Annotated in this window: 29 protein-coding genes; 4 read left to right on the forward strand and 25 right to left on the reverse strand. The window is 66.0% G+C overall.

Annotated features, from left to right (window positions below; all coding sequences use genetic code 11):
* Positions 1–96 precede the first annotated feature (96 nt).
* Both GR702_RS03170 and GR702_RS03175 read left to right on the forward strand, forming a co-directional pair.
* On the forward strand, positions 97–1020 hold the full coding sequence (locus GR702_RS03170; protein WP_160984528.1) for a LysR substrate-binding domain-containing protein: 924 nt from the start codon (positions 97–99) through the stop codon (positions 1018–1020).
* A 30-nt stretch (positions 1021–1050) separates the two neighbouring features.
* Positions 1051–1359 (forward strand): EexN family lipoprotein, encoded by a 309-nt coding sequence (locus GR702_RS03175; RefSeq protein WP_160984529.1) that lies wholly within the window; start codon positions 1051–1053, stop codon positions 1357–1359.
* Positions 1360–1373: 14 nt separating this feature from the next.
* On the opposite strand, the gene GR702_RS03180 is transcribed toward GR702_RS03175, so the two are convergent.
* The 11 genes from GR702_RS03180 to trbB are packed head-to-tail and all read right to left on the reverse strand — an operon-like array spanning position 1374 to position 10962.
* Complete coding sequence (locus GR702_RS03180; RefSeq protein WP_160984530.1) at positions 1374–1598, reverse strand: DUF2274 domain-containing protein; 225 nt, start codon at positions 1596–1598, stop codon at positions 1374–1376.
* Positions 1595–2815 carry a TraB/TrbI/VirB10 family type IV secretion system protein gene (locus tag GR702_RS03185; RefSeq protein WP_160984531.1) on the reverse strand — a complete coding sequence of 407 codons (1221 nt, stop codon included), beginning with the start codon at positions 2813–2815 and terminating at the stop codon, positions 1595–1597. The genes GR702_RS03180 and GR702_RS03185 overlap by 4 nt, the downstream gene beginning before the upstream one ends.
* Positions 2812–3828, reverse strand: coding sequence for a P-type conjugative transfer protein TrbG (trbG, locus tag GR702_RS03190; RefSeq protein WP_160984532.1), 1017 nt, complete (start codon positions 3826–3828; stop codon positions 2812–2814). Before trbG ends, GR702_RS03185 begins: the two co-directional genes overlap by 4 nt.
* Positions 3825–4508 carry a conjugal transfer protein TrbF gene (gene trbF, locus GR702_RS03195; protein WP_160984533.1) on the reverse strand — a complete coding sequence of 228 codons (684 nt, stop codon included), beginning with the start codon at positions 4506–4508 and terminating at the stop codon, positions 3825–3827. The genes trbG and trbF overlap by 4 nt, the downstream gene beginning before the upstream one ends.
* 3 nt (positions 4509–4511) lie before the next feature.
* The gene (gene trbL, locus GR702_RS03200; protein WP_160984534.1) at positions 4512–5822 is read right to left on the reverse strand and encodes a P-type conjugative transfer protein TrbL; all 1311 of its coding nucleotides are present in this window, start codon (positions 5820–5822) and stop codon (positions 4512–4514) included.
* A 1-nt stretch (position 5823) separates the two neighbouring features.
* Positions 5824–6129 (reverse strand): putative entry exclusion protein TrbK-alt, encoded by a 306-nt coding sequence (trbK-alt, locus tag GR702_RS03205; protein ID WP_160984535.1) that lies wholly within the window; start codon positions 6127–6129, stop codon positions 5824–5826.
* Positions 6130–6133: 4 nt separating this feature from the next.
* On the reverse strand, positions 6134–6892 hold the full coding sequence (trbJ, locus tag GR702_RS03210; RefSeq protein WP_160984536.1) for a P-type conjugative transfer protein TrbJ: 759 nt from the start codon (positions 6890–6892) through the stop codon (positions 6134–6136).
* Positions 6889–9378, reverse strand: coding sequence for a conjugal transfer protein TrbE (gene trbE, locus GR702_RS03215; protein ID WP_160984537.1), 2490 nt, complete (start codon positions 9376–9378; stop codon positions 6889–6891). Before trbE ends, trbJ begins: the two co-directional genes overlap by 4 nt.
* Positions 9375–9647 carry a VirB3 family type IV secretion system protein gene (locus GR702_RS03220; protein ID WP_160984538.1) on the reverse strand — a complete coding sequence of 91 codons (273 nt, stop codon included), beginning with the start codon at positions 9645–9647 and terminating at the stop codon, positions 9375–9377. Before GR702_RS03220 ends, trbE begins: the two co-directional genes overlap by 4 nt.
* On the reverse strand, positions 9647–9979 hold the full coding sequence (locus GR702_RS03225) for a TrbC/VirB2 family type IV secretion system protein (RefSeq protein WP_160984539.1): 333 nt from the start codon (positions 9977–9979) through the stop codon (positions 9647–9649). The genes GR702_RS03220 and GR702_RS03225 overlap by 1 nt, the downstream gene beginning before the upstream one ends.
* The gene (gene trbB, locus GR702_RS03230; protein ID WP_160984540.1) at positions 9976–10962 is read right to left on the reverse strand and encodes a P-type conjugative transfer ATPase TrbB; all 987 of its coding nucleotides are present in this window, start codon (positions 10960–10962) and stop codon (positions 9976–9978) included. Before trbB ends, GR702_RS03225 begins: the two co-directional genes overlap by 4 nt.
* Before the next feature lie 278 nt (positions 10963–11240).
* Between trbB and GR702_RS03235 the strand changes: the two genes are divergently transcribed.
* On the forward strand, positions 11241–11879 hold the full coding sequence (locus GR702_RS03235; RefSeq protein WP_160984541.1) for a GNAT family N-acetyltransferase: 639 nt from the start codon (positions 11241–11243) through the stop codon (positions 11877–11879).
* Between the two features lie 80 nt (positions 11880–11959).
* On the opposite strand, the gene GR702_RS03240 is transcribed toward GR702_RS03235, so the two are convergent.
* The 11 genes from GR702_RS03240 to GR702_RS03290 all read right to left on the reverse strand — a co-directional run bounded on the left by GR702_RS03240 (position 11960) and on the right by GR702_RS03290 (position 20169).
* Positions 11960–12385, reverse strand: a complete 426-nt coding sequence (locus GR702_RS03240) for a ribbon-helix-helix domain-containing protein (protein ID WP_160984542.1) — start codon at positions 12383–12385, stop codon at positions 11960–11962.
* Between the two features lie 9 nt (positions 12386–12394).
* Entirely contained in the window at positions 12395–14368 is a 1974-nt protein-coding gene (locus GR702_RS03245) for a conjugal transfer protein TraG (protein ID WP_160984543.1), read from the reverse strand.
* A 14-nt stretch (positions 14369–14382) separates the two neighbouring features.
* A complete protein-coding gene (locus tag GR702_RS03250; protein WP_160984544.1) occupies positions 14383–16143 on the reverse strand; it encodes a DUF3363 domain-containing protein in 1761 nt (586 codons plus the stop codon).
* 238 nt (positions 16144–16381) lie between these two features.
* Complete coding sequence (locus tag GR702_RS03255) at positions 16382–17170, reverse strand: lytic transglycosylase domain-containing protein (protein WP_160984545.1); 789 nt, start codon at positions 17168–17170, stop codon at positions 16382–16384.
* Between the two features lie 4 nt (positions 17171–17174).
* Positions 17175–17510 (reverse strand): DUF736 domain-containing protein, encoded by a 336-nt coding sequence (locus tag GR702_RS03260; RefSeq protein WP_160984546.1) that lies wholly within the window; start codon positions 17508–17510, stop codon positions 17175–17177.
* A 34-nt stretch (positions 17511–17544) separates the two neighbouring features.
* Complete coding sequence (locus tag GR702_RS03265; protein ID WP_160984547.1) at positions 17545–18090, reverse strand: S26 family signal peptidase; 546 nt, start codon at positions 18088–18090, stop codon at positions 17545–17547.
* Positions 18087–18593: a DUF2840 domain-containing protein gene (locus GR702_RS03270; RefSeq protein ID WP_160984548.1), complete on the reverse strand. Its 507-nt coding sequence runs from the start codon at positions 18591–18593 to the stop codon at positions 18087–18089. The genes GR702_RS03265 and GR702_RS03270 overlap by 4 nt, the downstream gene beginning before the upstream one ends.
* Positions 18590–18856 (reverse strand): helix-turn-helix transcriptional regulator, encoded by a 267-nt coding sequence (locus tag GR702_RS03275; RefSeq protein ID WP_160984549.1) that lies wholly within the window; start codon positions 18854–18856, stop codon positions 18590–18592. The genes GR702_RS03270 and GR702_RS03275 overlap by 4 nt, the downstream gene beginning before the upstream one ends.
* Before the next feature lie 126 nt (positions 18857–18982).
* Positions 18983–19531, reverse strand: coding sequence for a DNA -binding domain-containing protein (locus GR702_RS03280; RefSeq protein WP_202408072.1), 549 nt, complete (start codon positions 19529–19531; stop codon positions 18983–18985).
* Positions 19488–19766, reverse strand: a complete 279-nt coding sequence (locus GR702_RS03285; RefSeq protein WP_160984550.1) for a transcriptional regulator domain-containing protein — start codon at positions 19764–19766, stop codon at positions 19488–19490. Before GR702_RS03285 ends, GR702_RS03280 begins: the two co-directional genes overlap by 44 nt.
* A 133-nt stretch (positions 19767–19899) precedes the next feature.
* Positions 19900–20169, reverse strand: coding sequence for a DNA -binding domain-containing protein (locus tag GR702_RS03290; RefSeq protein ID WP_160984551.1), 270 nt, complete (start codon positions 20167–20169; stop codon positions 19900–19902).
* A 247-nt stretch (positions 20170–20416) separates the two neighbouring features.
* Here GR702_RS03290 and GR702_RS03295 point away from each other — a divergent pair, with 247 nt between their 5' ends.
* Complete coding sequence (locus GR702_RS03295; RefSeq protein WP_160984552.1) at positions 20417–20641, forward strand: helix-turn-helix domain-containing protein; 225 nt, start codon at positions 20417–20419, stop codon at positions 20639–20641.
* 83 nt (positions 20642–20724) lie between these two features.
* Here GR702_RS03295 and GR702_RS03300 read toward each other — a convergent pair whose 3' ends face one another.
* The 3 genes from GR702_RS03300 to GR702_RS03310 form a co-directional block, all read right to left on the reverse strand.
* The gene (locus GR702_RS03300) at positions 20725–21054 is read right to left on the reverse strand and encodes a DUF736 domain-containing protein (protein ID WP_160984553.1); all 330 of its coding nucleotides are present in this window, start codon (positions 21052–21054) and stop codon (positions 20725–20727) included.
* A gap of 489 nt (positions 21055–21543) precedes the next feature.
* Positions 21544–23364, reverse strand: coding sequence for a hypothetical protein (locus GR702_RS22005; RefSeq protein ID WP_202408032.1), 1821 nt, complete (start codon positions 23362–23364; stop codon positions 21544–21546).
* Positions 23361–24545, reverse strand: a complete 1185-nt coding sequence (locus tag GR702_RS03310) for a DUF2235 domain-containing protein (RefSeq protein WP_160984554.1) — start codon at positions 24543–24545, stop codon at positions 23361–23363. The genes GR702_RS22005 and GR702_RS03310 overlap by 4 nt, the downstream gene beginning before the upstream one ends.
* Between the last annotated feature and the right edge of the window lie 2 nt (positions 24546–24547).

The raw sequence follows: 24547 nt of genomic DNA on the forward strand, positions 1-24547 counted from the left end.
CAGTTTGCCTGTGCCGAGGATCGCGACGACCGGTGTTCCGTGTCGCACGGTCAGCTCAATCGTCGCACTCAAGCGTAAATTCAGGAAAACGGCTCGGTGACTTTCGATATGCGACAGCTTCGTTATGCGATAGCGGCAGCGGACCACGGGAGCTTTTATCGCGCCGCACGCGCACTTGATGTCGAGCAATCGACGTTTTGTCGCAATATTCTGCGATTGGAACGGATGATCGGCGCCAAGCTGTTCGACCGCTCTCGTGCGGGAGTGACGACGACGATCGCGGGCACGCGCTTCATCCGCAGCGCCCGGCCGATGGTCGCCAATGCGGATCGGATGGTGGCGGCGACCAGGGACGCAGGCCAGGGCCGTGCTGGCGCTTTGATGTTGGGACACAACAGCTCGGTCTCCGCGGGCAATCTGCGCGCCACGGTACTGGCTTGGCAGAGCGATAATCCGGATGTCGATTTCGGGAGCGTGGAAACCGATCGTGGTGCGCTACTCGCCGGATTGGACACCGGCGAGATCGACATCGCAATCCTGATGGGCGACGCCGGCCATGAAGGCTATCGGCGCGAGCCTTTCTGGAGCGAGCGCATCGTGGTCGCACTGCCGGCCCAGCATCCGTTAGCGGGCCACGAAATTGTGCATTGGACCGATCTGCGATCAGAGCGCTTTGTCCTGCCCGCAGCGGATCCCGGCTCCGATATCCGCGACATGCTGCTAGGACGACTGTCTATGTCCGGCGCGCACCCGGACATCAGAATCGACCAGACCACGCGAGAGACCGTGCTGAGCCTGCTCGGCGCCGGCCGGCGCATGTCGATCGTGTGCGAAGGTTCGACAGGCGTGCGCTACCCGGATGTCGTCTACCGGCCTATCCACGGCGAACAGGGGCCGGCGCTGACGGTCTATTCCGGTTGCTGGCGCGAAGACAACGGCAATCCGGCCCTGCGACGGTTTCTTGGATTCATCAAGGCGCGCTATGCGCTGTCTTTTGATTTCTCGCAGCGATCCGAGTAGATTAGAAGCCAAATTCTTGGAGTTGCCGCCATGTGGCATGGCAAGACAATCATCCTCCTGCTCGTTACCTTGGTCGTCGGCTTCGCCGGTGGATTCATCTTGCGACCGGTGATCGCACCAATGCAGCAGGCCGACACGATCGCTGCCGGCCCACCTGCGGCGTTGGTGACGAGCGAGGCGCGCGGCACGCAGTATTTCGTCGCGCATATCGACGAAGCACGCCAGGTCGTCGCGGGGTGCCGTGACGGTTCGGTTCGGGGCGGCGAATGCGCCAATGCCGATGAGGCGATAATCAAGGTCGACGCCCAGGAGCGCCGGAAGCGGTTTCTGGACAATTGATCGCACGGTGGCGCTCAGTTTTTCGCGCCACCTCGCCGGCGCGCGAATCCGCGATCGCTCGCCATGAATCGCTCCAGCATCGGCGCGACCAGCTTTTCCGGCGCGACGGGTTCGCCGCCGGTCTCGGCCGCAAGCGCAGCGGCGTAGGCGACAAGATCGCGGTGGACGGCGGCGGGGACCTCCGCCGCCAGCTTCACCGGCCGGTCATCGGCGAGCGGCCCCAGTTTCAACTTCGTCATCGGGTCCCTCCGATCGGTTCGAGCACAAGGTCGCGGGTGAGAACGACGCGCAGCGGATGGCCTGGCCGGATGGTGAGCGTCGGCTGCACGTTGAGCTGCCGTCTCACGATCTGCTGGCCGGTCTGATTGATGGTGTCCTGCGAGCCGCGCCGCAGGGCACGGGTCAGGTCGTCCTCGCTGTCCGCACCTAGCTCGGCGCCTACGCCGAGCAGTGTCGAGACGGCTGCCGCCTTGAGGAGATTGCCCCAATGCTGGTTCACGCGGTCCTGTAGCCCCGCGAATCCGGCTCCGTCCGCGCCGGGCGGGCGCTCGAGAACGATCGAGCGCCCGTCCGGCATGATGAGCCGATCCCAGGCGAGCAACACGCGCGTCTGCCCGGCGGCGATCTCGCTATCATACTCGCCGATCAGCCGCGCGCCCTGCGGAATAAGCAGGATGCGCCCGGTCGGGCTGTCATAGACGTTGGCCGTCACCTGGGCGGTGATCTGGCCGGGCAGGTCAGAGCGGACGCCGGTGATGAGCGCAGCCGGGATGATGCTGCCGGCCTGCACGATGTTGGGCGATGCCGGCGCCGTCAGCCGCTCAACGCTGATTGTGCGCTGGTTGGACGGCTGCGCCATGAAGGCGCGCTTGGCGGCCTGGTCGCCTTGCGCCGCCTGCTGCGCCGGTTCCTGCGCGGAAGGCGCCGGCAAACCCGGCGTTGAGGCCGGCTCCGCACCCGCACGCGCGCCGCCGCTGCCTAGAAAAACCGAGCTGGTGCGGGCCGCATCGCGCTCCTGAGCGGCGCGCTGCCGGGCTGCCTCCGCCGCCTGCGCGCGCGGATCGGGCGGGCCGGGCTGCACGCCGATCGGCGGCACGGTAACGTCCTCGCCGCGCTGCTGCGCCGACACGATTGGACGGCCGAGGTCGCCCGGAAGCGGCGGGCCGAGCCGTGGCGCCCGTGCGTAATCGCGCGGGCCGGACGTGATGGTTTCGGCCGTGGCGCGGCTGTCGGTGTTGTAGAGTTCCTGCGCAGCCTTCTCGCCCGGCGGCCGCAGCGCATAAATCAGCGAACCACCTATGCCGAGGCCGGCGGCGACGCCGACGACGGCAAGCGCTTTACGCGAGAGCCGCATGACGCGGGGTGGCTCGCCGCGAAGCTGGAACGCGGCGGGATCGGGGCGAGCGGCCTGCGGCTCCGGCCGCGCTTCGGCTGGCGCATCGTGGCTTTCGGTCACGGCCGCCCCCTCCGTCCATCGTCGCGCACGATGCGGACGCGCTGTTCGGTGCGGCGGTCGCCCAGGCGCAGCTCGGCGGCGGCGAACAGGCGATCGACCACCATGTAGCGGCCCTGCACGCGGTAGTTGACCAGTTCGGCGTCACCGCGCGCGCCGGTCACGAACAGCGGCGGCATCTCACCCTGCGAGATCCCGGCCGGAAACTCGATGAACACCTGCCGCCCGTCGTCGAACGCACGGGCCGGCGCCCACGACACGCGGTCGCCCTCGATCCGGTAGCGAAAGTTGAGCGCCGTCACGTCCACGCCGGTTGCGGCCGGTATGGCAGCGGCGGCAGCCGCGTTGCGGCCTTGCAAGGCGATGAGCTGGTCCTGCGGATAGGTCCAGGACACGGACGCCATGTAGGTCGCGGGCGTGGCGCGCAGCTCCAGATGGTAGGTGCGCCGGTCGGTGTTGATAACAAGGTTGGTGGCGAGGTCGGGCCGGGTGGGCTTGACGAGGATGTGGGCGCGCGCGGTCGCACCGCTGCCGCTCACCGTGTCCCCGATGATCCACCGCACCGTGTCTCCGGCTGCGACCGGCCCTGGCCCCACGAGCTGCTCGCCTTCCTGCAAGGCGATGTCCGTCACCTGACCCGGCGCGGTATAGACTTGATAGAGCGCGCCTTCGGTCCACGGATATTGCTGAATGGCGTTAAGGAATCCATCGCGCACCGGCTGAATACGGGCGGCGTTGTTGGCATCGCCGACACGGCGGCGCGGATCGGCGGACTCTGGCGATCGCGCGCTCTCCGTCACCGGCTTCAACTGGCCGGGCAGCGGCAACGGCTCGGGGATCGTGACGATCTCGACCGCGCGGGGCGGCTCGGCCGCGCGCGTCGCGACGATCGCCCGAGGCGGATCATCCAAAGCGATCACGGGCGGCCTGGCCGACGTAGTGGCGCAGCCCGCGAGCGCGGACGCGGAGACGAGCAACGCGGCCGTGGCCGCGCGGCGGATGGGTATGCCGGTCATTGCGACAGCTCCTTCGACCAGTTGAGGGCATTGACGAAGACGCCGAGCGGATTCTTGCGCAGAGCGTCGGGGGTGCGCGGCGGCTGGACGACTATGGTGAGGATCGCGGACCAGCGTTCGGTGGCGGCAAGGCTGCCGTCCTGATAGCGGCGCTCGGTCCAGGCGACGCGGAAGCTGTCGGGTGAGGCGCGGATGACGCTCGACACTTCCACCGCGACCTGCACCCGCCCGACATTGGCGAACGGGTCGTTGGCGCGCGCATAGTCGTTGAGGAACAGGGCGCCTTTGTCGGTCGTGAAGTCGTAGGCCCGGAGCCAATTCTGCCGCACGATGACCGGATCGGCCGGGATGCTGCGCACCTGTTCGATGAAGCGGGCGAGATGAAACGCTACTTGCGGATCAGTGGGACGGTAGCCGGCCTCGGCGGGCGCAACCGCCTGAGCTTCGCCCAGCCGATCGACCTGCACGACCCAGGGGACGATGTGGCCGCGTGTCGATTGCCAGACGAGGCCGCCGGCCAAGCCGCTCGAAAGCGCGAGCGTCCCGAAGAAGGCGAGCCGCCAGTTCTTCGCCTGCACGCGCGCGGAGCCGATGCGGTCGTCCCATGCCTGCGCCGCGCGCTGATAGGGTGTGGCTGGCTCGGGCGCCTGGCCGTAGCGGATGCTGGGGCGCTTGAACATGGATCAATCCTTCTGGCTGGTGTCGACGGACGCGCCGCCACCGCCGCCATCGCCGGAGCGCAGCGTGTGGGCGGCGATGGTCGCGCCGTGGGTCATGGTCTGGCGGTTCTTCATCGCGGACGCCCAAGCGGGCGCGCCGGCCGGCGCGTCCGGCGACGGCGTGGAACTACCGCCTGAAATGGTCCCGCCGGTGGCGGTGACGGCGGCGCGGCCGCCCGAGCGGTAGCTGTTCTTGAGCGAGGCGGCCGCCTTGCGAAGCGGCGACATGGCTGCGCCCACGGCGGCTTGACCGACGCCGCCAGCGCCGCCGGCGACTGCCGCCGCACCGCTCTTGCCGGCCGAGCCGAGCGCATAGGCGCTGTTGGCCGCGCCGGAGGTGAAGGCCGCCCCTCGGGCCGCACCGCTGACCGCGCCTGCCGCCGCGCCGACACCGAGCCGGGCGGCAGCAGCGCCGCCAGCCAGTGCGCCGCCGGCCGCAAGCACGGTTCCCGCCGCCGCACCCGCGCCCAGCGCCGGGCCGCCGGACACGATGCCGTTGGCGATCGATGGGCCGAAGATGCCGAGGCCCAGCAGGCAGAGCGAGGCGAGCGCTACTGCCAGCGCGTCCTCGATGCTTGGCTGCGCGCCGCCGAACCCGGCGCGGAACTCGTCGAACAATGTCGAGCCAATGCCGACGATGACGGCGAGCACCAGCACCTTGATGCCCGACGAGATCACCAGCCCCAGCACGCGCTCGGCCATGAAGGCGGTTTTGCCGAACAGGCCGAACGGGATGAGGACGAAGCCGCAGAGCGTCGCCAGCTTGAACTCGATCAGCGTGATGAAGAGCTGGATCGACAGGATGAAGAAGGCCAGCACGACCATCACCCAGGCGAACAGCAGCACCGCGATCTGGATGAAGTTCTCGAAGAAAGCGACCCAGCCCATCAGGTCGGAAATGGATTCTAGGATCGGCTGACCAGCCTCCAGCCCGACTTGGGCGACGCGGCCCGGCTGGAGCAGTTCGGCGGCCGTAAAGCCGGTGCCCGACGCTTTCAGGCCCAGGCCGGCGAAGCTCTCGAAGACGATCCGCGCCAGGGTGTTCCAGTTGCCGATGATGTAGGCGAAGACGCCGACGAATAGGGTCTTCTTGACGAGGCGCGCGATGATGTCGTCGCCTTCGCCCCAGGTCCAGAAGAGCGCGGCCAAGGTCACGTCGATGACGATCAGCGTCGTCGCGATGAACGCCACCTCGCCGCCGAGCAGGCCGAACCCGCTGTCGATGTAGCGGGTGAAGACGTCCAGAAAGCGATCGACGACGCCAGTGCCGCCCATATCAGTTCTCCTGTGCCGAAGCGTCTTCGGCGATGCGGGCGGCGGGCCGCGCGCCGGGCGCGAGGAACCGGCGGCGGTTCTCGGCCCAGGCGCGCAGGCAGTCGGAGTCGCTCGCCCCGGCCGCTCCGATCGACTGGCAGCGGCGCAGTTCGATCAGCAGCGGATCGACTGTCTCCGAGCTGTCAGCGACGGCCGCCGGCTCCTCGCGCGCAGGCTCAGGCGCGCGGCTCATCTCGATCGCCGTCATCGTGATGGCGATGGCGACGAAGATGATGGCGCCGATGCGCGCGAGGAGCTTGGTGTCCATCGGATCAGTCGTGGAACATGCTTGCGTTGCCCGGCTGGTAGCCGGTGGACCGCGTCAGGAAGCGGCGTCGCCGTTCGCGGCTTTCGGCCTCGACCGCCGCATCACGCGCCGAATCCAGCGCCTGCGCCCGGCCCTGCGCGGCGAGCAGCGCCGTCAGGTCCGCGAGCTGCTGCGATTGCAGCGCGAGAAGCTGGTTGCCCGCCTGTGCCGCCTGGAGCGCGCCCGTCGCCGACTGGCTGGACGTAACCAAGCCATCCATCGTCGTGCGCGCGCCGTCGATGTTGCCGACGACGCCGGCCTGAACGCGAAGCGCGTCCTCGAACGCGCCGACGCTATCCTCCCAGCGCGCGTTGGCGTTGGCGACCATCTGCGCGTGGGTGCCGGTCAGCGCCGCGCCCTTGTAGCGTCCGTTGAACACCTGCTGGACGTTCTGCACGTCGTAGGCGATCCGCTGCGCCTCACCGAGAAGCTGCTGGGTGCGCTGCACCTGCTGCTGCAACTGCTGGAGCGAGCTGAACGGCAGCGAAGCCAGGTTACGCGCCTCGTTGATGAGGCTGGTCGCCTGCTGCTGGATTTGCTGAATCTGATTGTTGACCTGCTGGAGCGACCGGGCGGCGGTCAGCACGTTCTGCGCATAGTTGGTCGGGTCATAGACGATCCCGCCGAACTGAGCCTGGGCCGGCGTGGCGACGGTGATGCCGATCATGCTCGACGTGGCGATGGCGCCGGCCAGCATGGCACGGCGCAGGATATTGGGTTTCATGGGGTCATGTCCTTCAAGGCAAGGGGGAGCTGGCCGGTATCTTCCCGGCCACCGGCCAGCGGATCGGATTGGGGTTCGGGAAGAAGATCGACCGCCCAGGCCAGGCCGCGATGGCGCAGCCATTCGGCGGCGAAGCGCTCGCGGCCATGGGTCTCGACCAGCTCGGCGATGCGGAGCTGATCGGTCTTGGAAGACGCGGCGGCGAAGGCCAGCGCGACCTCGCCCAGCCCCAACTCGAACAGCCGGTTGCCGCGCCGCGATTGGCAGTAGTAGTCACGCTTGGGCGTCGCCCGGCTGAGGATTTCGATCTGGCGGGCGTTGAGGCCGAACCGCTCGTAGATCGCCGCGATCTGCGGCTCGGCGGCGCGCTCGTTCGGCAGGAAGATGCGCGTCGGGCAGCTTTCGATGATGGCCGGCGCGATGTTCGAGGTTTCGATGTCGGCGAGGCTCTGCGTGGCGAAGACCACGCTGGCGTTCTTCTTGCGCAGTGTCTTCAGCCACTCGCGGAGTTGTGCGGCGAAGTCCGGGCTGTCGAGAACCAGCCAGCCCTCGTCGATGATGATGAGCGTGGGACTGCCGTTGAGCCGTCCCTCGATCCGATGGAACAGGTAGGACAGGACCGCGGCGGCCGAGCCGGCGCCGACCAAGCCCTCAGTCTCGAACGCTTGGACCGATGCCTCGCCGAGCCGTTCCGCCTCGGCGTCGAGCAACCGGCCCCATGGCCCGCCAAGGCAATAGGGGGCAATCGCCTGCTTGAGCTGCTGGCTCTGCAGCAGCACGGCCAGGCCGGTCAGCGTGCGTTCCGTGACGGGCGCACTGGCGAGCGAGCCGAGCGCGGACCAGATATGCTCCTTGGCCTGCGGATCGACCGCGACGCCTTCGGACGCGAGGATCGCCGCCAGCCATTCGGCCGCCCAGGCGCGCTCTGCGGACTCGTCGATGCGGGCGAGCGGCTGGAGCTGGACACCGTCACCGGCCTCGTCGGCAAGCATCCCGCCCAAGTCCTGCCAATCGCCGCCCATGCCGATCGCGGCGGCGCGGATGCTGCCGCCGAAGTCGAAGGCGAAGACCTGGCCGTTCTCGTAGCGCCGGAACTGCATCGCCATGAGGGCGAGCAGCACCGACTTGCCCGCGCCGGTCGGCCCGACGATCAGCGTGTGGCCAACGTCGCCGACATGAAGGGAAAACCGGAACGGGGTCGAGCCTTCGGTCTTGCCATAGAGCAAGGGGGGAGCGCCGAAATGCTCGTCCCGTTCCGGCCCCGCCCATACTGCTGACAGGGGGATCAGGTGGGCGAGATTGATGGTGGAGATGGGAGGTTGGCGGACATTGGCGTAGGTGTGGCCGGGCAGGCTCCCCAGCCATGCCTCGATCGCGTTCATGCCCTCGGGGATGACGGTGAAGTCGCGGCCTTGAATGACCTTCTCGACCAGCCGCAGCTTCTCGGCGGCAATGGCGGGGTCGCGGTCCCACACCGTCACCGTCGCGGTGACATAGGCCATGCCGGCATAGTCGGCGCCCAGCTCCTGCAGGGCGGTGTCGGCGTCGGCGGCCTTGTTGGAGGCGTCGCTGTCCACGAGGACCGACGCCTCGTTGGTCATCACCTCCTTCAAGATCGCGACCACGCTCTTGCGCTTGGCGAACCACTGGCGGCGGATGCGGCTCAGCAGCTTGGTCGCATCGGTCTTGTCGAGCATGATGGCGCGGGTCGACCAGCGATACTCGAAGGCGAGCCGGTTCAGCTCGTCGAGCAGACCGGGGAAGGTCACGCTCGGGAAGCCGACGATGGTGAGCGTGCGAAGATGTTGGTCGCCGAGCTTCGGTTCGAGCCCGCCGGTCAGCGGCTCGTCGGCTAGCAGCGCGTCGAGGTGCATGGGGGTCTCCGGCACACGGACACGCTGGCGGTGGGTCGAGATGGTGCTGTGCAGGAAGGTCAGCGTCTCGGCGTCGTCGAGCCAGCGGACCTCGGGCACGAAGCCCTCGACCAGGTTGAGCACGCGGTCGCTGCGATCGGTGAAGCCTTTGAGCAACTCCCACGGATCGACGCCGGTCGTGGCCCGGCCTTCGTAGAGCCAGCCTTCGGCCCTCGCGGCTTCTTCGGCCGGCGGCATCCACAGCAGCGTGAGAAAATAGCGGCTCTCGAAATGCGCGCCTTCCTCGCTGAATTGCTCGCGCCGCTCCCAATCGACCAGTTCAGATACGGCATCGGGGAAGCTGGACGTCGGATAGTCAAGCGCTGGCGTCCGCTGCGCCTCGACGAAAATCGCCCAGCCCGAGCCTAGGCGCCGGAGCGCCCCGTTCAGTCGCGCCGTCGTGGCGACCAGCTCGGCCGGGGTGGCGCTGTCGAGATCGGGACCGCGAAAGCGCGCCGTGCGCTGGAAGCTGCCGTCCTTGTTCAGAACGACTCCCTCGCCGACCAGCGCGGCCCAAGGCAGGAAGTCGGCCAGGTGCGCAGCTTTGCTGCGATACTCGCGCAAGCTCATCATGGCCGCATCCATGTCGGATAACGGAGATGGCGGCGCGCCACGTCCACGAATTGCGGATCGCGGCGCGCGGCCCAAACGGACAGCGCATGGCCTACGGCCCAGATGGCCAGGCCGGCGATCCAGAGCCGCAGGCCGAGACCGATCGCGCCCGCCAGCGTGCCATTGACGATGGCAAGAGAGCGCGGGGCGCCGCCGAGCAGAATCGGCTCGGTCAGCGCCCGGTGGACCGGCGCCAAATAGCCGGGGATGGGCTCGACCCCGTCCGACATCAGACCAGCGCCCCGCCGCCGAAGCTGAAGAAGCTGAGGAAGAACGAGCTGGCCGCAAACGCGATCGACAAGCCGAACACGATCTGGATCAGCTTGCGGGAGCCGCCGCTCGTATCACCGAACGCGAGCGTCAGGCCCGTAACGATGATGATGATGACCGCGACGATCTTCGCCACCGGTCCCTCGATGCTTTCGAGGATGCTTTGCAGAGGCGCTTCCCACGGCATCGACGAACCACCCGCATGGGCGGGGGCGGCGATTGTCAGCGCGACGACGCTGGCGGTGGCGGCAAGCATGGCGCGGCGTGCGCCACGCGACAGAACGTGGATCATTGTTCGTCTCCAAGGTTGGGGGCTGTGAGGGAGGTCAGGCGGTAGTCGCCGGTGGCTGAGTCGAGCCCTTCGACACGGGCCAGCTCGGCGAGGCGGCGGCCGTGTCCATCGCGGACCAGCACGGCGATCAGGTCGATCGTCTCGGCGAGCAGCGCGCGCGGGACCGTGACGACGGCTTCCTGAATGAGCTGCTCCATCCGCCGCAGCGCCCCGAGCGCCGAGCCGGCGTGGATCGTGCCGACGCCGCCCGGATGGCCGGTGCCCCAGGCTTTGAGAAGGTCGAGCGCCTCGGCGCCGCGAACCTCGCCGATCGGGATGCGGTCCGGCCGCAAGCGCAGCGACGAGCGGACCAGCTCCGACAGCGAGACGACCCCATCCTTGGTCCGCATGGCGACGAGATTGGGCGCCGCGCATTGCAGCTCGCGCGTGTCTTCGATCAGAACGATGCGGTCGGTCGTCTTCGCCACCTCGGCGAGCAGCGCGTTGACCAGCGTCGTCTTGCCACTGCCGGTCCCGCCGGCGACGAGGATATTGGCGCGGGTCTCGACACCATGCCGCAGCGCCTCGGCCTGAACCGCCGACATGATCCCGGCACGCGCATAGTCGTCGAGCGTGAAGACGGCGACGGCCGGCTTGCGGATCGCGAAGGCGGGCGCGGCGACGACGGGCGGCAGCAGCCCCTCGAACCGCTCGCCGCCCTCGGGCAGCTCCGCCGAAACTCGCGGCGCGCGGGCATGAACCTCGACGCCGACATGGTGCGCGACCAGACGGATGATCCGCTCACCATCGGCGGCCGACAGCAGCTCGCCGGTATCGCTGATGCCTTCGCCGAGCCGATCGACCCAAAGCCGGCCGTCCGGGTTGAGCATCACTTCGATGACGGCGGGATCGTCGAGCCAAGCCGCGATCGCCGCGCCCAGCGCCGTGCGCAGCATTCGCGCGCCGCGTGTCTTGGCTTCGGATCGGATCGGCTGGACGGTCAAGGATCGGCCCCTGGATCAGGCCGGGCGAACCGCCGCCCGGCGTCAGGAGCACATCAAGAGACGCAGAAATATTCGATCTGCAACAGCTACTTGGCGGGGTAGTAGAGGCGGCGGTAGATACGGCGCCGGCGGCGGATTACTCCTCGTCGATTTGGATCCGCCGCGTTGAATTGGCCCGTTGCCAACGAATCGGCGAACGGTGGAAAGTGGTGGATTGTTGCCAGACCGCCTTGCAGCTTCCATGATGCGGATAGCTGTCGTTCTATTCGCGAGAGATGATGAGCAACCAAGGCGTCGATCCGCTGATCCTAAATGCATGGCTCTCAGCTCGGTCGATCGTACGGGGGTTGCCGTCGCCAGTCCCCGAATACGGAGGCTTTCGCGTCGATACTAAGTCGGACGCCGAAGTCGCCCGCTGGGTTTTCCCCAGGATAGGGTCGGGTCTCGAACAGCTTGCTCGTTCCATCAGCGAGCCGCGCTTTCTCCTTAAGCTCTGCGGTGCCGCCGACGAACTGCGAGCGGTGCTACCAATGGGCTGGGAGCTTCACACCCCGAGCTATTTCATGCAGGCAACTGGCAAGCCTCCCGCAAGGCGCCTAGCCGACGGGTATAGGATCGAGGCTAAGCGGGTCGGTATGGTGTTTGAGGCGCGGATATTCTCTGAAATAGGCGCACTCGCGGCGAGCGGTTATGCGGCGGAGACGCGGGGCGTCGTAATATACGATCGGATCGTGACGGAGCCTGAGCATCGCCGAAAAGGCTTGGGGCATGCCCTAATGCTAACGCTGCATGACGCTCGCCAGCATCCCAGCAGCCCGGAATTGCTCGTGGCCACGGAAGACGGCCGAGCGCTCTATTCGGCGCTAGGATGGGAGACGATCTCGCCATATTCGACGGCCTCGATCGTCACGCCGTAAAGTCGGCTTTTGGCGGTCGCCGCATCATTGCCGAGAGGCTGCAACTTGGCGCTTCTGGCCATCTTGCTACGAGTTTGCACTCACTCCGTCTCGGCGGCGGACCTCGGCCAGACATCCTCGGGGATTTCGTCCATCAAGCTCTTGCCGCTGGCGTAGCGTCGGCCGAGCGTTTCCACGAACCCCTCGTAGCGCTTGCGGCCCTTCACCTGCGCCGCCGCCTGATCCTCGTCGGGCAGCGGCGGGGTCACGGACAGCCAGAACCGGACGAACAGGCTCAGCGCCTCGGTGGTAAGCCCGGTGTTGCGCTCAAGCCGCTGGACCTGACGCGACAGGCGGTCGAGCCGCCGCGCGAACGCGGCCTCCATCCGGTCGGCGCCGTCCGGCGACAGGTAGGACGCCACGGCAGCCTCCACGATCGCCGAGCGTGATATGCGCCGCCGGATCGCCAGCTCGTCCACTTGCTTGGCGAGCGCGGGCGGGAAATAGACGTTAAGCCTGGTTCGCATGGTGCCCTCCTAAAGCTCGATGCCGTCGCCGGGATCGAGCGACGCCTGTCGCGCGAGCCCCTGCATTCGTCGCCGCACGGCAGCCTGGCGGACCGCGTCGTCCTGCTCGTCGTCGACGATCGAAAACTCCTGCGCCGCAGGTACCGGGGTTTCCGGCACGATGGCGACATGCTCGGGCAGCTCGGGCTCCCGGCGCAGCCCGCCATTGCCGACGTCCTCGGCGTCGCGGATGATGCGCGCGACCTGCTTCGGATCGGCGACAGCCTGCCTCCCGGTCCAATCGTCAGGACGGATCGCAGCGGCCGCGGACGCTGGTGCCTGCATGATCCGCTCGGACAGGCGCCGGTCCTGAAAATAGCGCGCCTTCTTCGCGCGGATCGGATGGACGCCCGCCACCATCACGATCTCGTCATCGGGCGGAAGCTGCATCACCTCGCCCGGGGTGAGGAGCTGACGGGCTGTCTCGGAGCGCGACACCATCAGATGCCCGAGCCACGGCGAAAGGCGATGCCCGGCATAGTTCTTCATCGCGCGCATCTCGGTGGCGGTGCCGAGCGCATCCGACACGCGCTTGGCGGTGCGCTCGTCGTTGGTGGCGAAGCTCACGCGGACATGGCAGTTGTCGAGAATGGCGTTGTTCGGGCCATATGCCTTCTCGATCTGATTGAGCGACTGCGCGATCAGGAATGCCTTGAGGCCGTAGCCCGCCATGAACGCCAGGGCGGACTCGAAGAAGTCGAGCCGGCCGAGCGCCGGAAACTCGTCGAGCATCAACAACACGCGATGGCGGTTGCCCTTCGGGGTCAGCTCCTCGGTCAGCCGGCGCCCGATCTGGTTGAGGATGAGGCGGATGAGCGGCTTGGTGCGGGAGATGTCGCTGGGCGGCACGACCAGATACAATGTCGCCGGCCGATCGCCCTCGACCAGATCCGCTATGCGCCATTGGCAGGCTCGCGTAACCTCGGCCACGACGGGATCGCGGTAGAGGCCGAGAAACGACATGGCGGTGCTGAGCACGCCCGATCGCTCGTTGTCAGACTTGTTCAACAACTCGCGCGCGGCCGAAGCAACGACGGGATGCACGCCTGCTTCGCCGAGGTGCGGCGTCGCCATCATCGCGGCCAGCGTTTGCTCGATCGTGCGCGCCGGGTCCGAGAGGAATCCGGCGACACCGGCCAAGGTCTTGTCCGCCTCGGCATATAGGACGTGGAGGATCGCGCCGACCAGCAAGCTATGGCTCGTTTTCTCCCAATGGTTCCGACGCTCCAGCGATCCTTCGGGATCGACCAGCACGTCCGCGACATTCTGCACGTCGCGCACTTCCCACTGGCCACGCCGCACCTCCAGCAACGGATTGTAGGCCGCCGAGGCGGCATTAGTCGGATCGAACAGCAGCACGCGGCCGTAGCGCGCCCGGAAGCCGGCGGTTAGCGTCCAGTTCTCGCCCTTGATGTCGTGGACGACCGCCGACGCCGGCCAGGTCAGCAGCGAAGGCACGACCAGGCCGACGCCCTTGCCGCTGCGGGTTGGGGCGAAGCACAGCACATGCTCTGGGCCGTCGTGGCGCAGATAGTCGCGGGCGAGCCTGCCCAGCACGACGCCGTTCGGCCCGAGCAGCCCGGCGCCGCGAACCTCGCGCTCAGTCGCCCAGCGCGCAGACCCGTACGTCTCGGCGTTTTTTAGTTCACGTGCGCGCCACACCGACATGCCGATGGCGACGGCGATCGACGCGAACCCGCCGGACGCGGCGATATAGGCGCCTGTCAGGAATATGCGCGGTGCATAGGCGTCGAAGCTGAACCACCACCAGAAGAAGGCTGGCGGCGGATAGACCTGCCACTTGCCGACCATGAACCAAGGCGGCCCCAGCTCGGGCTGATAGGCGAGCGCGGCGGCTGTCCACTGCGTCGCGCCCCACACCCCGGCGAGCACGGTCAGGAACACGATGATGATCTGGCCCCAGAGTATCTTGGTCGCGGACATGGAGTTCTCCTGATTTAGATCCCGAGGCCGCGCTCGCGGCCCAGCGTCCAGTCGATGCCCCCGCCGGCGCGGACGACGCCCGACACCTGTCGGCCGAGTTGCTGTTCGAGGGTGCTGGCCCACGGCACGAGCCGGAAGCCGAGCCCGTCGTCGATCATGGCGAAGCGGCCTGACGCGAGCGCGAGGCGCTGGCGCACGGTGCCGGCGATCTTCTCGCCGGACGCGGCGGGGCGATAGGCAAGGCCGGTCTCCCCCGCGATCTTCGCCCCAACCGCGTCCAGCTCGCGCTTGCGGAGCGTGTCGAGCATCCCGCGCTCGAACACCGTCCGCTCGCCGAACCTGCGCGCCAGCCCTTCCTTGACGAGATGGTCGGTGCGCGCATCCATCGCACGGCGCACCTCCGCGCCGAACCCGCCGTCTGCGACGCGCGCGCCGCGCTCGATCAGCCTGTGGTCTAGCCAGGTCGCGCCGGGCGCTTTCACCTGCGCGGCAAGGTCTATGTCCGACCGCGTGGCTAGCACCAGCGTCGGCTTCTCCTCGCCGGGCCGGCCGACGCCGCGCAACTCGACGATGCCGCCGAGCTTGGGGCTATGCTCCAGCGCCTCGACGCCCGGCAGGCGAACATGGTGGGTGCGCCCGTCCGTGCCGTCGATCACGGCATAGGCGGTGCCGGTCAGCTCGTCGTGCAACCCCTTGTCGATCAGCCTGCCGGCGATCGGCTTCTCGGGCGCACTGGTGACGACGGCGTAGCTGTCGAGCGGCCGGGCCTGCCCCCGATCCTTGAGCGCCGCGCCGATCGTGCGGATGATGTCGCCGCGCGCGCCCAGCTCGCGCAGCTTCGCCGCCGCACCTTCCGCGACCGCCCACTGGCCGGTATCCCCTTCGGCTGCGAGCCCCATCGTCTCCAGGTGCTGCAAGCGCCCGACCATCAAACGGCGGAGCCGCTGATCGTCCGGGCCGGGGCGCTCGGGGCGTAGGTCGATCACGCCCAGCTCGTCGGCGGAACGCTGGATCTCGGTATCGAGCCGGGTCCAGCGTTCCGCCGTCAGCTCACGGTCGAGCGCGCGCTGCACCTCAAGTTCGGGCTTCGGCCCAAGCTCGGCGAAGGCCAAATCTTGCGCGCGCGAGCGGAGATTGTGGCTGATGTATTCGCGGGAGATGACGAGATCGGCGCCCTGATCGGTAACGCCGCGCACAAGCAGATGGACGTGCGGATTGTCGGTGTTCCAGTGGTCGACCGCGACCCAATCGAGCCGCGTGCCCAGGTCGGCCTCCATCTGCCGCATCAGGTCGCGGGTGTATTCGCGTAGGTCGGTCAGCTCGGCGGCGTCCTCGGGCGACACGATGACCCGGAAATGGTGCCGGTCATCCTTGCACCGCGCGGTGAAACCGCGATCGTCGGCGTTGTCGCCGGCCGCGTCGAACATGCGCGTCGGCGAGCCGTCGCGGGTGACGCCTTCGCGCTTCAAATAAGAGACGTGCGCGGACAGCGGCGCCGAGCGCCGGCCACCCCGGCTTCGGGTGGTCACGGGCAGCATCTTGACCATTACGCGGCGGCCCGAGCCGAACAGGCGGCTGCGGGCGAACGCCGTGCGTCCCCGACCGAAGGTGGATTGCGCGCCACGGCGCGCTCCGCTGGCGCCGCCTCGCCGGCCGCCGCTATGGATCGCGGCGACCCGCAACACCTCGGCGACCAGGCCGCGCGCATTGCGGCCCTGCGCCTTGCTGCGCTTGGCCTTGCCCGGCCGGACTCGGAACTCGCTGTCCTCGCTCACGGGCGGGCCGCTTTCGGCCGAAAATGGCCTGTGGTGCCATTCGAGGCATTGTTTTTGCTGTCTTTTCTCTTCCGCGCGGCACGCGCGCCGTCCGACGCCCCCGCGTGAAGCCACGGAAAAGCCACGGCTTTTCGGCTGAACGGGGCACTGCTTATATCTTGCAATCGTCTTCTCAGGCACTTTTCTCCCTGATCCGTCCTGATTTCCATCCGGACTACCCCTCTGATCGCTGCGGCTATCATTGCGGTCGACCCGCGCCAGCGCGAGGAACGAAGATGCTGTCGATCGGCGTTGCGGCAGGCGGATTGGGTGAAGACAATTGGCCGACTGCGGACTGAGCGGTGGGTCTATCGGCCGCGGCGATCTCGTCCTTGGGTCGCGCCAAGTCAGCTTCTGTTGTGGCCGCGGATGTGTGGACGAACAGCGCCGAACGACGCCAGGCGAAGCGATCAGGCGGTGCGACGACAGCCACTTCGACGACGCTATCGTTGCCGGTGATTGACCCAAGCCGCGCCAGATAGGCGACTGTTTCGGCGGGCAGCGGACGGCCACGCGAAAGGTAGTCGTCGTAGCGTCCCGGTCCGGCATTGTACGCCGCCAGCATTGCGCTCGCATTGCCGTATCGGTCGTGCATTTCGCGCAGATAGGCAGCGCCCGCCGTGATGTTGTCGCGCACATCGAAAGGATCGGCTCCGAGACCATGGCGCGCACGAAGCTGTGCCCAGGTTCTGGGCATAATCTGCATCAGGCCCATAGCCCCCGCGCGCGAAACTGCACGGGGATTGCCAGCACTTTCGACCCGCATCACAGCCCAGATCCAAGCCTCGGGAATGCCGAACCGCCGCGCCGCGTCAGCGACATGCGGCGCATATGGATGAGTAACGGCGGACGGCGCAGGCGGCTGGTTGGTTTCCTGCGCCAACGCCGGTGCCTGGCTGATCGGCAACGCGGCCAGCAGTGCGGCGGCGCCGAGCGATGCGGCACGCAAACGCAGGTTCAAAGGCCTATGGATTGCGGCAGGACGCATCGGCTCAGTCCTGCTCACGGGCGGTGCGCGGGCGGTTCCAGCTCAGCGACCACGACGCCGGATCGTTGGCATTCTGGAACAGTGCCGCGCGGATCGGCTGCGGAAAGCTGGGATCGTCGATGCGCAGCGAGACGTAATCACCGGCCCGCTCGCCGCTCTCGTTCCAGCCCGCACCCACTTCCGGCCCTTCGCCGTCATTGCCGCGATGGACACGCCAATCTGGTGATTTGTCGGCACCGCCGGGTTCAACCAGGATGAGCGAGATGCGGATATCGAGCGTCGCCGTTTCGATCACGCCTTCGAAGCCTTTGTCAGTGCGGATGAAGCTGCCGATCTGCATGAGAAAGTTCCTTTCGATTGAAGTGGGCGCGAGGTCAGCGCCAAGTCAGTGGCGCGTCGGGCGTGGCTCGAGTGAGGATCGGGATGGCGCGGCCGAGCACGGTTGCTGTCGGCAGAGGGCCGAAGTAGCGGCCGTCGAGGCTGTCGGGATGCGCGGGGTTGAGAAGCAACAGCTCGTCGGCTTCAAGCGTCCGGCAGCCGCGCCAGACGGGAAGCGGACGTGCAAGCCGGTCGTGTGTCAGTGCAAGCGTGACCGGCTGTCCGTCGACGGTCACCGTGCCGCCGATCCGGCAGACGCGCTGCCCTGCCTTGGCAGCGACATGCTTCAACAGCGGCACGTTTTCGCCGAGATATCCGCGCGCCGCCATCCAGCGGCCAATTCGCTGCGGCGGTGCGACGGCGACCAGCGCTCCGAGCGGCGGATCGGTGTCGGGCAGTATACTATAAAGCCCGATCGGCGCGCTCGCACTGGCGTTCCAGACGACGCGCGGCAGCGGATCGGTAACCGCAATTGCTGCGAATGACAGGGCGAACGAAGCAGCCGCAACCGCCGTCGCGCGGGCATAGAAACGGCGGGTCATCCTTCGATCTCCCGACGCTTGAGCCACGCACGATGGCGCTCCATCGTGTACGCACGCGGCTGATGTCCGGCGGCAATGCGGTTGTGGACGTGCCGCCAATGGTCGGGCGCGGCGTCGCAGGGATCGACGCCTGCGGTGTCCACAACCTCGATATGGCCGAGCACCTGGGAGACCTTTGGCCAGCCCTCTATGGTGAGCAGGATTTCGCCGCCGGGCTGCACGGATGGTAGCGTCGTGAATGGTTCACCGGCACCGACCGCGCGCACGATGTCGATACGCGAGCTGACTGTGCCATAGTCGTTGGCGGTCCAGCGCACGAATGCGAAGACGGCGCCGGGACGGAAGCTGACGATGCGGCGACGACGATCGACGATCTCGTCCTTGGCGATCCGACCGAAGCGTATCCAATGCTCAACCCGCTTCTCGATCCACGTCAGTTGAACGTGGGTCATGCTGTCAGGACGCGGCGCGCCGTGTCCATTATGTGTGGGCGAGACGGTCATTGCCGACTCCGCGCGAAGGGCGAGTTGGCGCGCGGAAGCAGGTCGTTCTGGCCCGGCTCGCTGGTTGAATTCTTGGTGCCGAGATCGGCCCAGGCCTGAAGGTCGTCGACCGAATAGACCACCCTCCCGCCGATGCGGCGATAGGTTGGCCCGGTCCCGAAATAGCGGTGCTTTTCCAGGGTCCGTCCGGATAGCCCCAAGAAGCGGGCAGCTTCCGGTGTCCGCAGATAGCGGGGCGGCAGATTATGCGTCGTATCAGGCAAGGTCGGACTCCTGCGGTCGGGGGTGGCAGGAGGCGAAAATGACGAAGCGCGCCCGGAGAGGTGGAGTATGAAGATTTGTGATCGCGGGGATGTGACCACCCCTGCCCGAGACCCGCGAAAGCCGGTTCAGCGGATACGCAGCAGCTTGCGATAGTCGCCGTTCATCAGCGCTGTGGCGTCGCGGACGAGCCGGATTGCGAACGACCGCCCAGCCGATGTCTTCCATTCGGTCGCTGGCAGTTCGGCGTCATCTTCGCGGCCCATAGCGGCGGCAATCTGGCGATAGCTCGCCCCTGACATGCGCAAATCGAGCGCCTGAAGCATCATGGCCAGGCGTGCTTGCCGGTAGCGGGTAAGCGGCCATCCGCGTGCTGGCGGCCCCGATTGCTTGCCGAACAATCGGCGATGGAAGCGCAGCAGGCTCGTCACCCGCGTCGTGAAATCCTTGTCGAGTGGGATGATCGCCGCCAGCGGCTGACCAGGCGTCGGATCGCGCAGCCAGAGCGAATGTGCGCCGTCCCGGTCAGCCACCACGACGTGCCGGCCCTCGACCCCGGCCTGATCGGCTAGCAGCGCGCCCAGCTTCAGCGGATCAACAGCTTTGGCATTGCCAAATCCGTCCGGCGCAGCATCAAGAATGACGGTGACGGCGGTCAGCTCGGGCCGCCAGATCACTGTGTCGGCAAGCTCGGCCGGCGCATAGGCGAAAGGACAACCCCCAGCGCCGCGCGAATGCGGCTTCAGCGGCTTGGCGTGAAATTCCACTTCGCGCGATCCGCTGCTCCATCTGCGCATGTTCGGCGCGGTAGCTGCGGTTGCGCTTCAGAAATTCGGCGGCGAGTTCGGCGCGACCGAGCGTCTCGGCCGCCTTCTCACTGCCATTGGTACGCTTGTTCGACGACCCAGGCATGACAGTCTCCTGGCCGCGACCATCGCGGCCCGCGGACCAGAGCGTGGCAATGCGTTTGCGTATCGAAAAGCGTCAAAGCTGCATGCTGCCATGCACGCGATGCGCTGACGTTTCGCCAAAATGGATTGTAACGTTAATGCTTTAGCTCGCCCTCACGTGCCAGTAGATGGGCGTATCCGACCTCGGTCATCCACCGCGCGCGGGCCAGGTGACTGGCGTGCATCCGCTCGGCGCGCTCGGGTTCGAGGCCTGGATCGATGTCGAAAATGACTGCGGCCGCCTCTCGCCAATCGGCTCCGTCGGCGTCAGCGTCGAGCAATCGCAGATAGTCTGTGAGGTGCGCCTCGTCATAGGGCGTGATCGCCGGAAGCTCAGGCGCAACGTCGTCGAAGCGGCAGCTCATGGCAACGAATTCCCCCTCTTGCCCGCGACTGCAATAACAGAACTACCGCCGGAAAATACTTGCAAGTCATGCATAGCTGAACGCACCTTTTGCAGCGTCAAGATCAAAATCCGGACGGCGCTCCTTTGGTGCGAAGCCGAACGCGGTGTCAATTTGCCAGTGCATTTCACCGACATGACCTCCTTAGATTCTCTTTGTAGAGAATACTCCGTGGTTGAATCCTCTGCAATGATTGCCTTTCGTATTCATGGAAATACGAGAGGTTTTGGCCGCAAACTTGCGCCGCGCTCGCCGAGTCGCTGGCCTGTCGCAGGAAGAGTTGGCGCATCGGGCGGAAATCGACCGAACCTACATCAGCGCGCTCGAACGGTGCGTTTATTCGGCGGGGATCGACGTGGTCGACCGACTGGCACGCGAACTGGGGCTTGAAGCTGCCGACTTGCTTCGCCGGCCCGATCGTGACGGGGAATAACGCCCGTCGCGGTTTGATCCGATGTGCGCCCTTCAGAAAGCGAAGAGCCCCGCCCGGTGGACCGGGCGGGGCGTATGGCCGGATCAACCGTCGCTGCGGCGACCGTTTGGGCGCGACCAGATGAGGCTGAAGGTCTCGCCGCCCTCATCATCGAAGAGGTTGGCGTAGATCGGGGCGTTGAAGCTGGGATCGTCGAGCTTGACTGCGAGATAGTCGCGGCCTTCGTTCGAGGTCTTGCTCCAGGCGGCACCGATCTCGGCGCGGTTGACCAGAACCCGGTGCGATGGCGCGTTGTCGTTGGTGCGGGTGTCCTGCGGGATGATGCGGACGCCCTTGGCCTGAACCGAGAGGGTGACGATTTCGCCGGTGTATTCGCCGGAAGCCGTCTTCTTGAAGGTGCCGATGGTTGCCATGATGAAGTTCCTTTCCTTGGATCGAACCGCCCGATTGCGGTCTCGATGGGTGATCCAAAGGCCGGGACGGACGCCGCCGCACCGCTTGCGGCCGCAGCATCAGCGGAGGGCGGTGGGTGGCGAGTTTCTTGTCTCGCGAGGAATGACCGAAGGTCAGGGGAAGAAAGTTGCAAGCCCGCCGTTGCGGCTAGGTGGACGAGGCGAAGCCGGTCCTGGCCAGATCAAACCCGTGAAGAGATCGCTTTTAGGTGGGACGCCAAAAGAGAGATTAATGCTGGAAAACACTGCGCAAAAGCAGCGGCTCGGATATCCACCATTCGATCACATTGATCGCCAAGCCGACGCGTAATGGTGAACTTCGCGGGCAACCGAGATGACGTCATCAGATCGGCCAATCTGTCATTTAGACAAGTAACAAGACACCGATCCGAGCTGAGGTTGGAAACACCAATGTCTATTAAGAGCATGCGAAGGTCGTCGTCGCCCCGTCTACGGGCGGCACACCACATATCCCCGGACGCCCATCTCAACACAGGCCGAGAAGTAGCTCATCAATAGCCAATAAAGTTGGACGAAGTGTGGTGTAGGCGCTGTGCCCTGCGCGACTGCGGCCAGGACGCCTTCGACCTGCGCGCGGCTGAGCGAGGACGTCACGATGAACACCCGCTGGAGCACATCCGGAGCGGCGCGCACCGCGTCGAGCTTCCCAGAAATCTCATTCGGGGTACCACCGCGGATTATTCGGGCAATGTCGGTTTGGACGCCGTTGTTGCGATACCGGTCGTCCCAGCCAGCCAACTTGTTGGGGAGCATATCGGCGGGCAGGCTCATCCGGCCAAGGTTCTTAATCGCTTGGCCGACCGATTCGTGAAAGGCCGACGCGCTGAGCGACTGGTTGCCGTGCTTCGCATGGTAGAAGCTGATCATGGTTGGGTTGCTTTGCGTACTGACCCCAATAAAGTCTGCCCATTCGTCACCGAGATCATCGCAGAGCAGCACGTCGTCCCCGTCCGCGATCGTATCGACCACCGAGCGGAACACGCAGCCTTGCGCAAACTCGACTTGACCAACCTCGAACGCGCCCTTTTCGCTGGTGGTTTGGGCAAGCGATGCGTCGACCCGGAGATGCGCGAGCAGCGAGGTCGCGCCGCCAGCCAGCGCCTCGTCTCGGAAAAGTGCTCCGTCGATATAAGCAAGGGCAAGGTCGCTGAAGAGGACCGTGAACAGATTTTCCCGGTCAAGGTATCGCGATAGCGGCACTGCATCAGCGTCCTCGCCAAGGGGCTGGCTACGCCTCTCTACTGAGATGTCGGCGATCAATGGGAGATCGAGGCCCCGTAACGCGATCCGCGTTGCGCCAATACGCAGCGAGGCAATCGGAGTGTGTCCATCGTCGTCGCGGACCTCGTAAATGCTGCGACGGCGGACCACCGGAAAAGCTGGTTCAAGCGTCGCTAGTACGGCTCCGGCTTCGGGCTGTGGCAATTCCTCAACCCCATTCGCGCTTTCACGGATCAGGCGGATCCCGTTCTCGGCGGTGTATAGTGCGTCGGCCAGGCCTATCGTGTCGATACCTACAAATGTCGGTCGGACATCGGTCGGCAGCGCGGTCAGTTCAATAGGGCGCGCAAAATTGCGGATAAAACCAGCAACTACTCCGGCGTCGGCTTGGAGCAGCTCCGAAATCTGGACGGCCCAGGCGACGGTCTCTTCAACTCCGGCGCGATCGGCGCGCAGTGAAATCCGGCCGGTGGTCGGTGTGGCAGAATACACGCCGTCGTCACGCCGGACGCTATAGGCCTGGGGAATGAAGCGGCTAGCACTGCTGGTCGCTACTGCGTTCTCGAGGTCGCGCGCCTCTAGCGATTTTGACCGCAAGGCAAGCGGCGAAATCGACATGTTGCGCAGACGAAGCTTTTCGAACACCGCGTCCTGCCTGGCGATTGCGCGCTCGATCCGCTCATTGGCGATCTTGCCGAGATAGGCGGTCTTGAACGCCGAGGGCAGGTCGAGACCGGATTTGAACACGGCAATGTACGGGCCATGCTCGACGATTAGCGCAAAGCCATATACCCGCTCGACAACATTGGCTTCCGGGGCAAGGAACGACACATCGCGTTCGTGCGAGAAGCAGATTGCCGAATAACGGGCGTCGCCGAGCGCGACCCGATCGGCTCGGAAAAGATTGCGCGAGGGTTGGCGCGCCTGTGCGCGCATTGTTGTGAAGAGCCGGTTGATTGCATCGTTCGATAACCGGCGCCTGCGCTGGTGGAAAAATCCCGATTGCGCAATTTCAAGATGGTCGATCATGTGCCACTTCCAGTCGGAGCGGGTGAGGTTGGAGCTGGTGGCGCAGTCGTGAAATCGGCGGGCAGGTTGACCGGCTTGTAGCCCATGGCCATCCGCTCGATCACTGAATAATGAACCAAAGCGCCGTCAGGAATTCTGCGTGGCTCCGCGCGAGGAAGGTAATAGCCGCCAGTTACTGCCCTTTCGGGGAAGCGTTTCCATCTGCGATTCTTAGGAAGATATTCAAGCGGCCACCAAGCGGCGGTCATGGAGTTATGGATCGGGCCGTTCGCATCCGGCGCGACATACATCCTCTTGCCGCCAGGCAGGGGGGCGCCTTCGGCAAGGTGATCGAACATGGACTCATCGAGTTCAAGGCCGTGCCTTTGGGCTTCCCGGGCCATCCAGATGAGGGGAAACTTGGCGATCTGGCTTTCGGTCTCGGCCCAGCCGCCGCCGACATCACAGTGATCCCCGGCGAACCAGACGGTTTGCTGGTCCTGCACGCCCTCGGCGGCAGCGAACGGATCGGGTTTGAAGTTCTGGCTCGGCGTCCAATTGTAGAGCCGGAACATCCTGCGACGTTCATCGATCGCCGCTGCCTGCCGGAAGACGCGGACACTTGGATTAGACTTGGTGTAAGGCAGGAAGGATTGGCTAGGAAGGCGCAGCAATCCTGGGCGCACGAACACCGAGGCGACCGTGTCCCAGACCCCCAGGAAATGGATCGGCACTCGGCGTCCGCCAATTACGCGGCGAAACTGCCAAGCAATGTCGAGCCGGTCTTCCCGATCAGAACGTTTATAGGCTTTGAGCGCGTATTCAGCGAGATTGCGCTGATCGGGATCGACCAAACCGACCAAATGGATCAGCCCGGCGACCGCACGGGCGGTATAGGCGCCGCGGCTGAAGCCAAAGAGGAAGATCCGATCGCCTTCCTGATATGTGTCGATCAAATAGCAATAGGCAGCGAGGATATTGGCGTCGAGGCCCCAACCGGTCGCGAGGCCAAAGGCCGCGATCGCGCTTTGCGTGGCAGGGCTCCAATCGGTGGTCAGCGGCACAGTGCCGATTCCGGGATGATAAAAAACGCGCTGATTGTCGCTGCGTTCTGCGCAGCGATACAGCTTCACGACATTGGTCAGGTTGTCCTTGACCTCGTTACTGGTGCCATCGAGCAGCAGGATGAGATTACGCGGCATGG

The organism is Novosphingobium silvae, assembly GCF_009856825.1.
Classification (GTDB): Bacteria; Pseudomonadota; Alphaproteobacteria; order Sphingomonadales; family Sphingomonadaceae; genus Novosphingobium; species Novosphingobium silvae.

Coding starts and splice junctions, on each gene's coding strand:
- GR702_RS03285 (WP_160984550.1), bottom strand. CDS start 19,766: ATGCCTGGGTCGTCGAACAAGCGTACCAATGGCAGTGAGAAGGCGGCC.
- GR702_RS03245 (WP_160984543.1), bottom strand. CDS start 14,368: ATGTCCGCGACCAAGATACTCTGGGGCCAGATCATCATCGTGTTCCTG.
- GR702_RS03310 (WP_160984554.1), bottom strand. CDS start 24,545: ATGCCGCGTAATCTCATCCTGCTGCTCGATGGCACCAGTAACGAGGTC.
- GR702_RS03220 (WP_160984538.1), bottom strand. CDS start 9,647: ATGTCGGACGGGGTCGAGCCCATCCCCGGCTATTTGGCGCCGGTCCAC.
- trbG (WP_160984532.1), bottom strand. CDS start 3,828: ATGACCGGCATACCCATCCGCCGCGCGGCCACGGCCGCGTTGCTCGTC.
- GR702_RS03180 (WP_160984530.1), bottom strand. CDS start 1,598: ATGACGAAGTTGAAACTGGGGCCGCTCGCCGATGACCGGCCGGTGAAG.
- GR702_RS03300 (WP_160984553.1), bottom strand. CDS start 21,054: ATGGCAACCATCGGCACCTTCAAGAAGACGGCTTCCGGCGAATACACC.
- GR702_RS03260 (WP_160984546.1), bottom strand. CDS start 17,510: ATGCAGATCGGCAGCTTCATCCGCACTGACAAAGGCTTCGAAGGCGTG.
- trbF (WP_160984533.1), bottom strand. CDS start 4,508: ATGTTCAAGCGCCCCAGCATCCGCTACGGCCAGGCGCCCGAGCCAGCC.
- GR702_RS03175 (WP_160984529.1), top strand. CDS start 1,051: ATGTGGCATGGCAAGACAATCATCCTCCTGCTCGTTACCTTGGTCGTC.
- GR702_RS03225 (WP_160984539.1), bottom strand. CDS start 9,979: ATGATCCACGTTCTGTCGCGTGGCGCACGCCGCGCCATGCTTGCCGCC.
- GR702_RS03290 (WP_160984551.1), bottom strand. CDS start 20,169: ATGAGCTGCCGCTTCGACGACGTTGCGCCTGAGCTTCCGGCGATCACG.
- GR702_RS03235 (WP_160984541.1), top strand. CDS start 11,241: ATGAGCAACCAAGGCGTCGATCCGCTGATCCTAAATGCATGGCTCTCA.
- trbJ (WP_160984536.1), bottom strand. CDS start 6,892: ATGAAACCCAATATCCTGCGCCGTGCCATGCTGGCCGGCGCCATCGCC.
- GR702_RS03270 (WP_160984548.1), bottom strand. CDS start 18,593: ATGACCGTCTCGCCCACACATAATGGACACGGCGCGCCGCGTCCTGAC.
- GR702_RS03295 (WP_160984552.1), top strand. CDS start 20,417: ATGGAAATACGAGAGGTTTTGGCCGCAAACTTGCGCCGCGCTCGCCGA.
- trbK-alt (WP_160984535.1), bottom strand. CDS start 6,129: ATGGACACCAAGCTCCTCGCGCGCATCGGCGCCATCATCTTCGTCGCC.
- trbE (WP_160984537.1), bottom strand. CDS start 9,378: ATGATGAGCTTGCGCGAGTATCGCAGCAAAGCTGCGCACCTGGCCGAC.
- GR702_RS03255 (WP_160984545.1), bottom strand. CDS start 17,170: ATGCGTCCTGCCGCAATCCATAGGCCTTTGAACCTGCGTTTGCGTGCC.
- trbL (WP_160984534.1), bottom strand. CDS start 5,822: ATGGGCGGCACTGGCGTCGTCGATCGCTTTCTGGACGTCTTCACCCGC.
- GR702_RS22005 (WP_202408032.1), bottom strand. CDS start 23,364: ATGATCGACCATCTTGAAATTGCGCAATCGGGATTTTTCCACCAGCGC.
- GR702_RS03240 (WP_160984542.1), bottom strand. CDS start 12,385: ATGCGAACCAGGCTTAACGTCTATTTCCCGCCCGCGCTCGCCAAGCAA.
- GR702_RS03265 (WP_160984547.1), bottom strand. CDS start 18,090: ATGACCCGCCGTTTCTATGCCCGCGCGACGGCGGTTGCGGCTGCTTCG.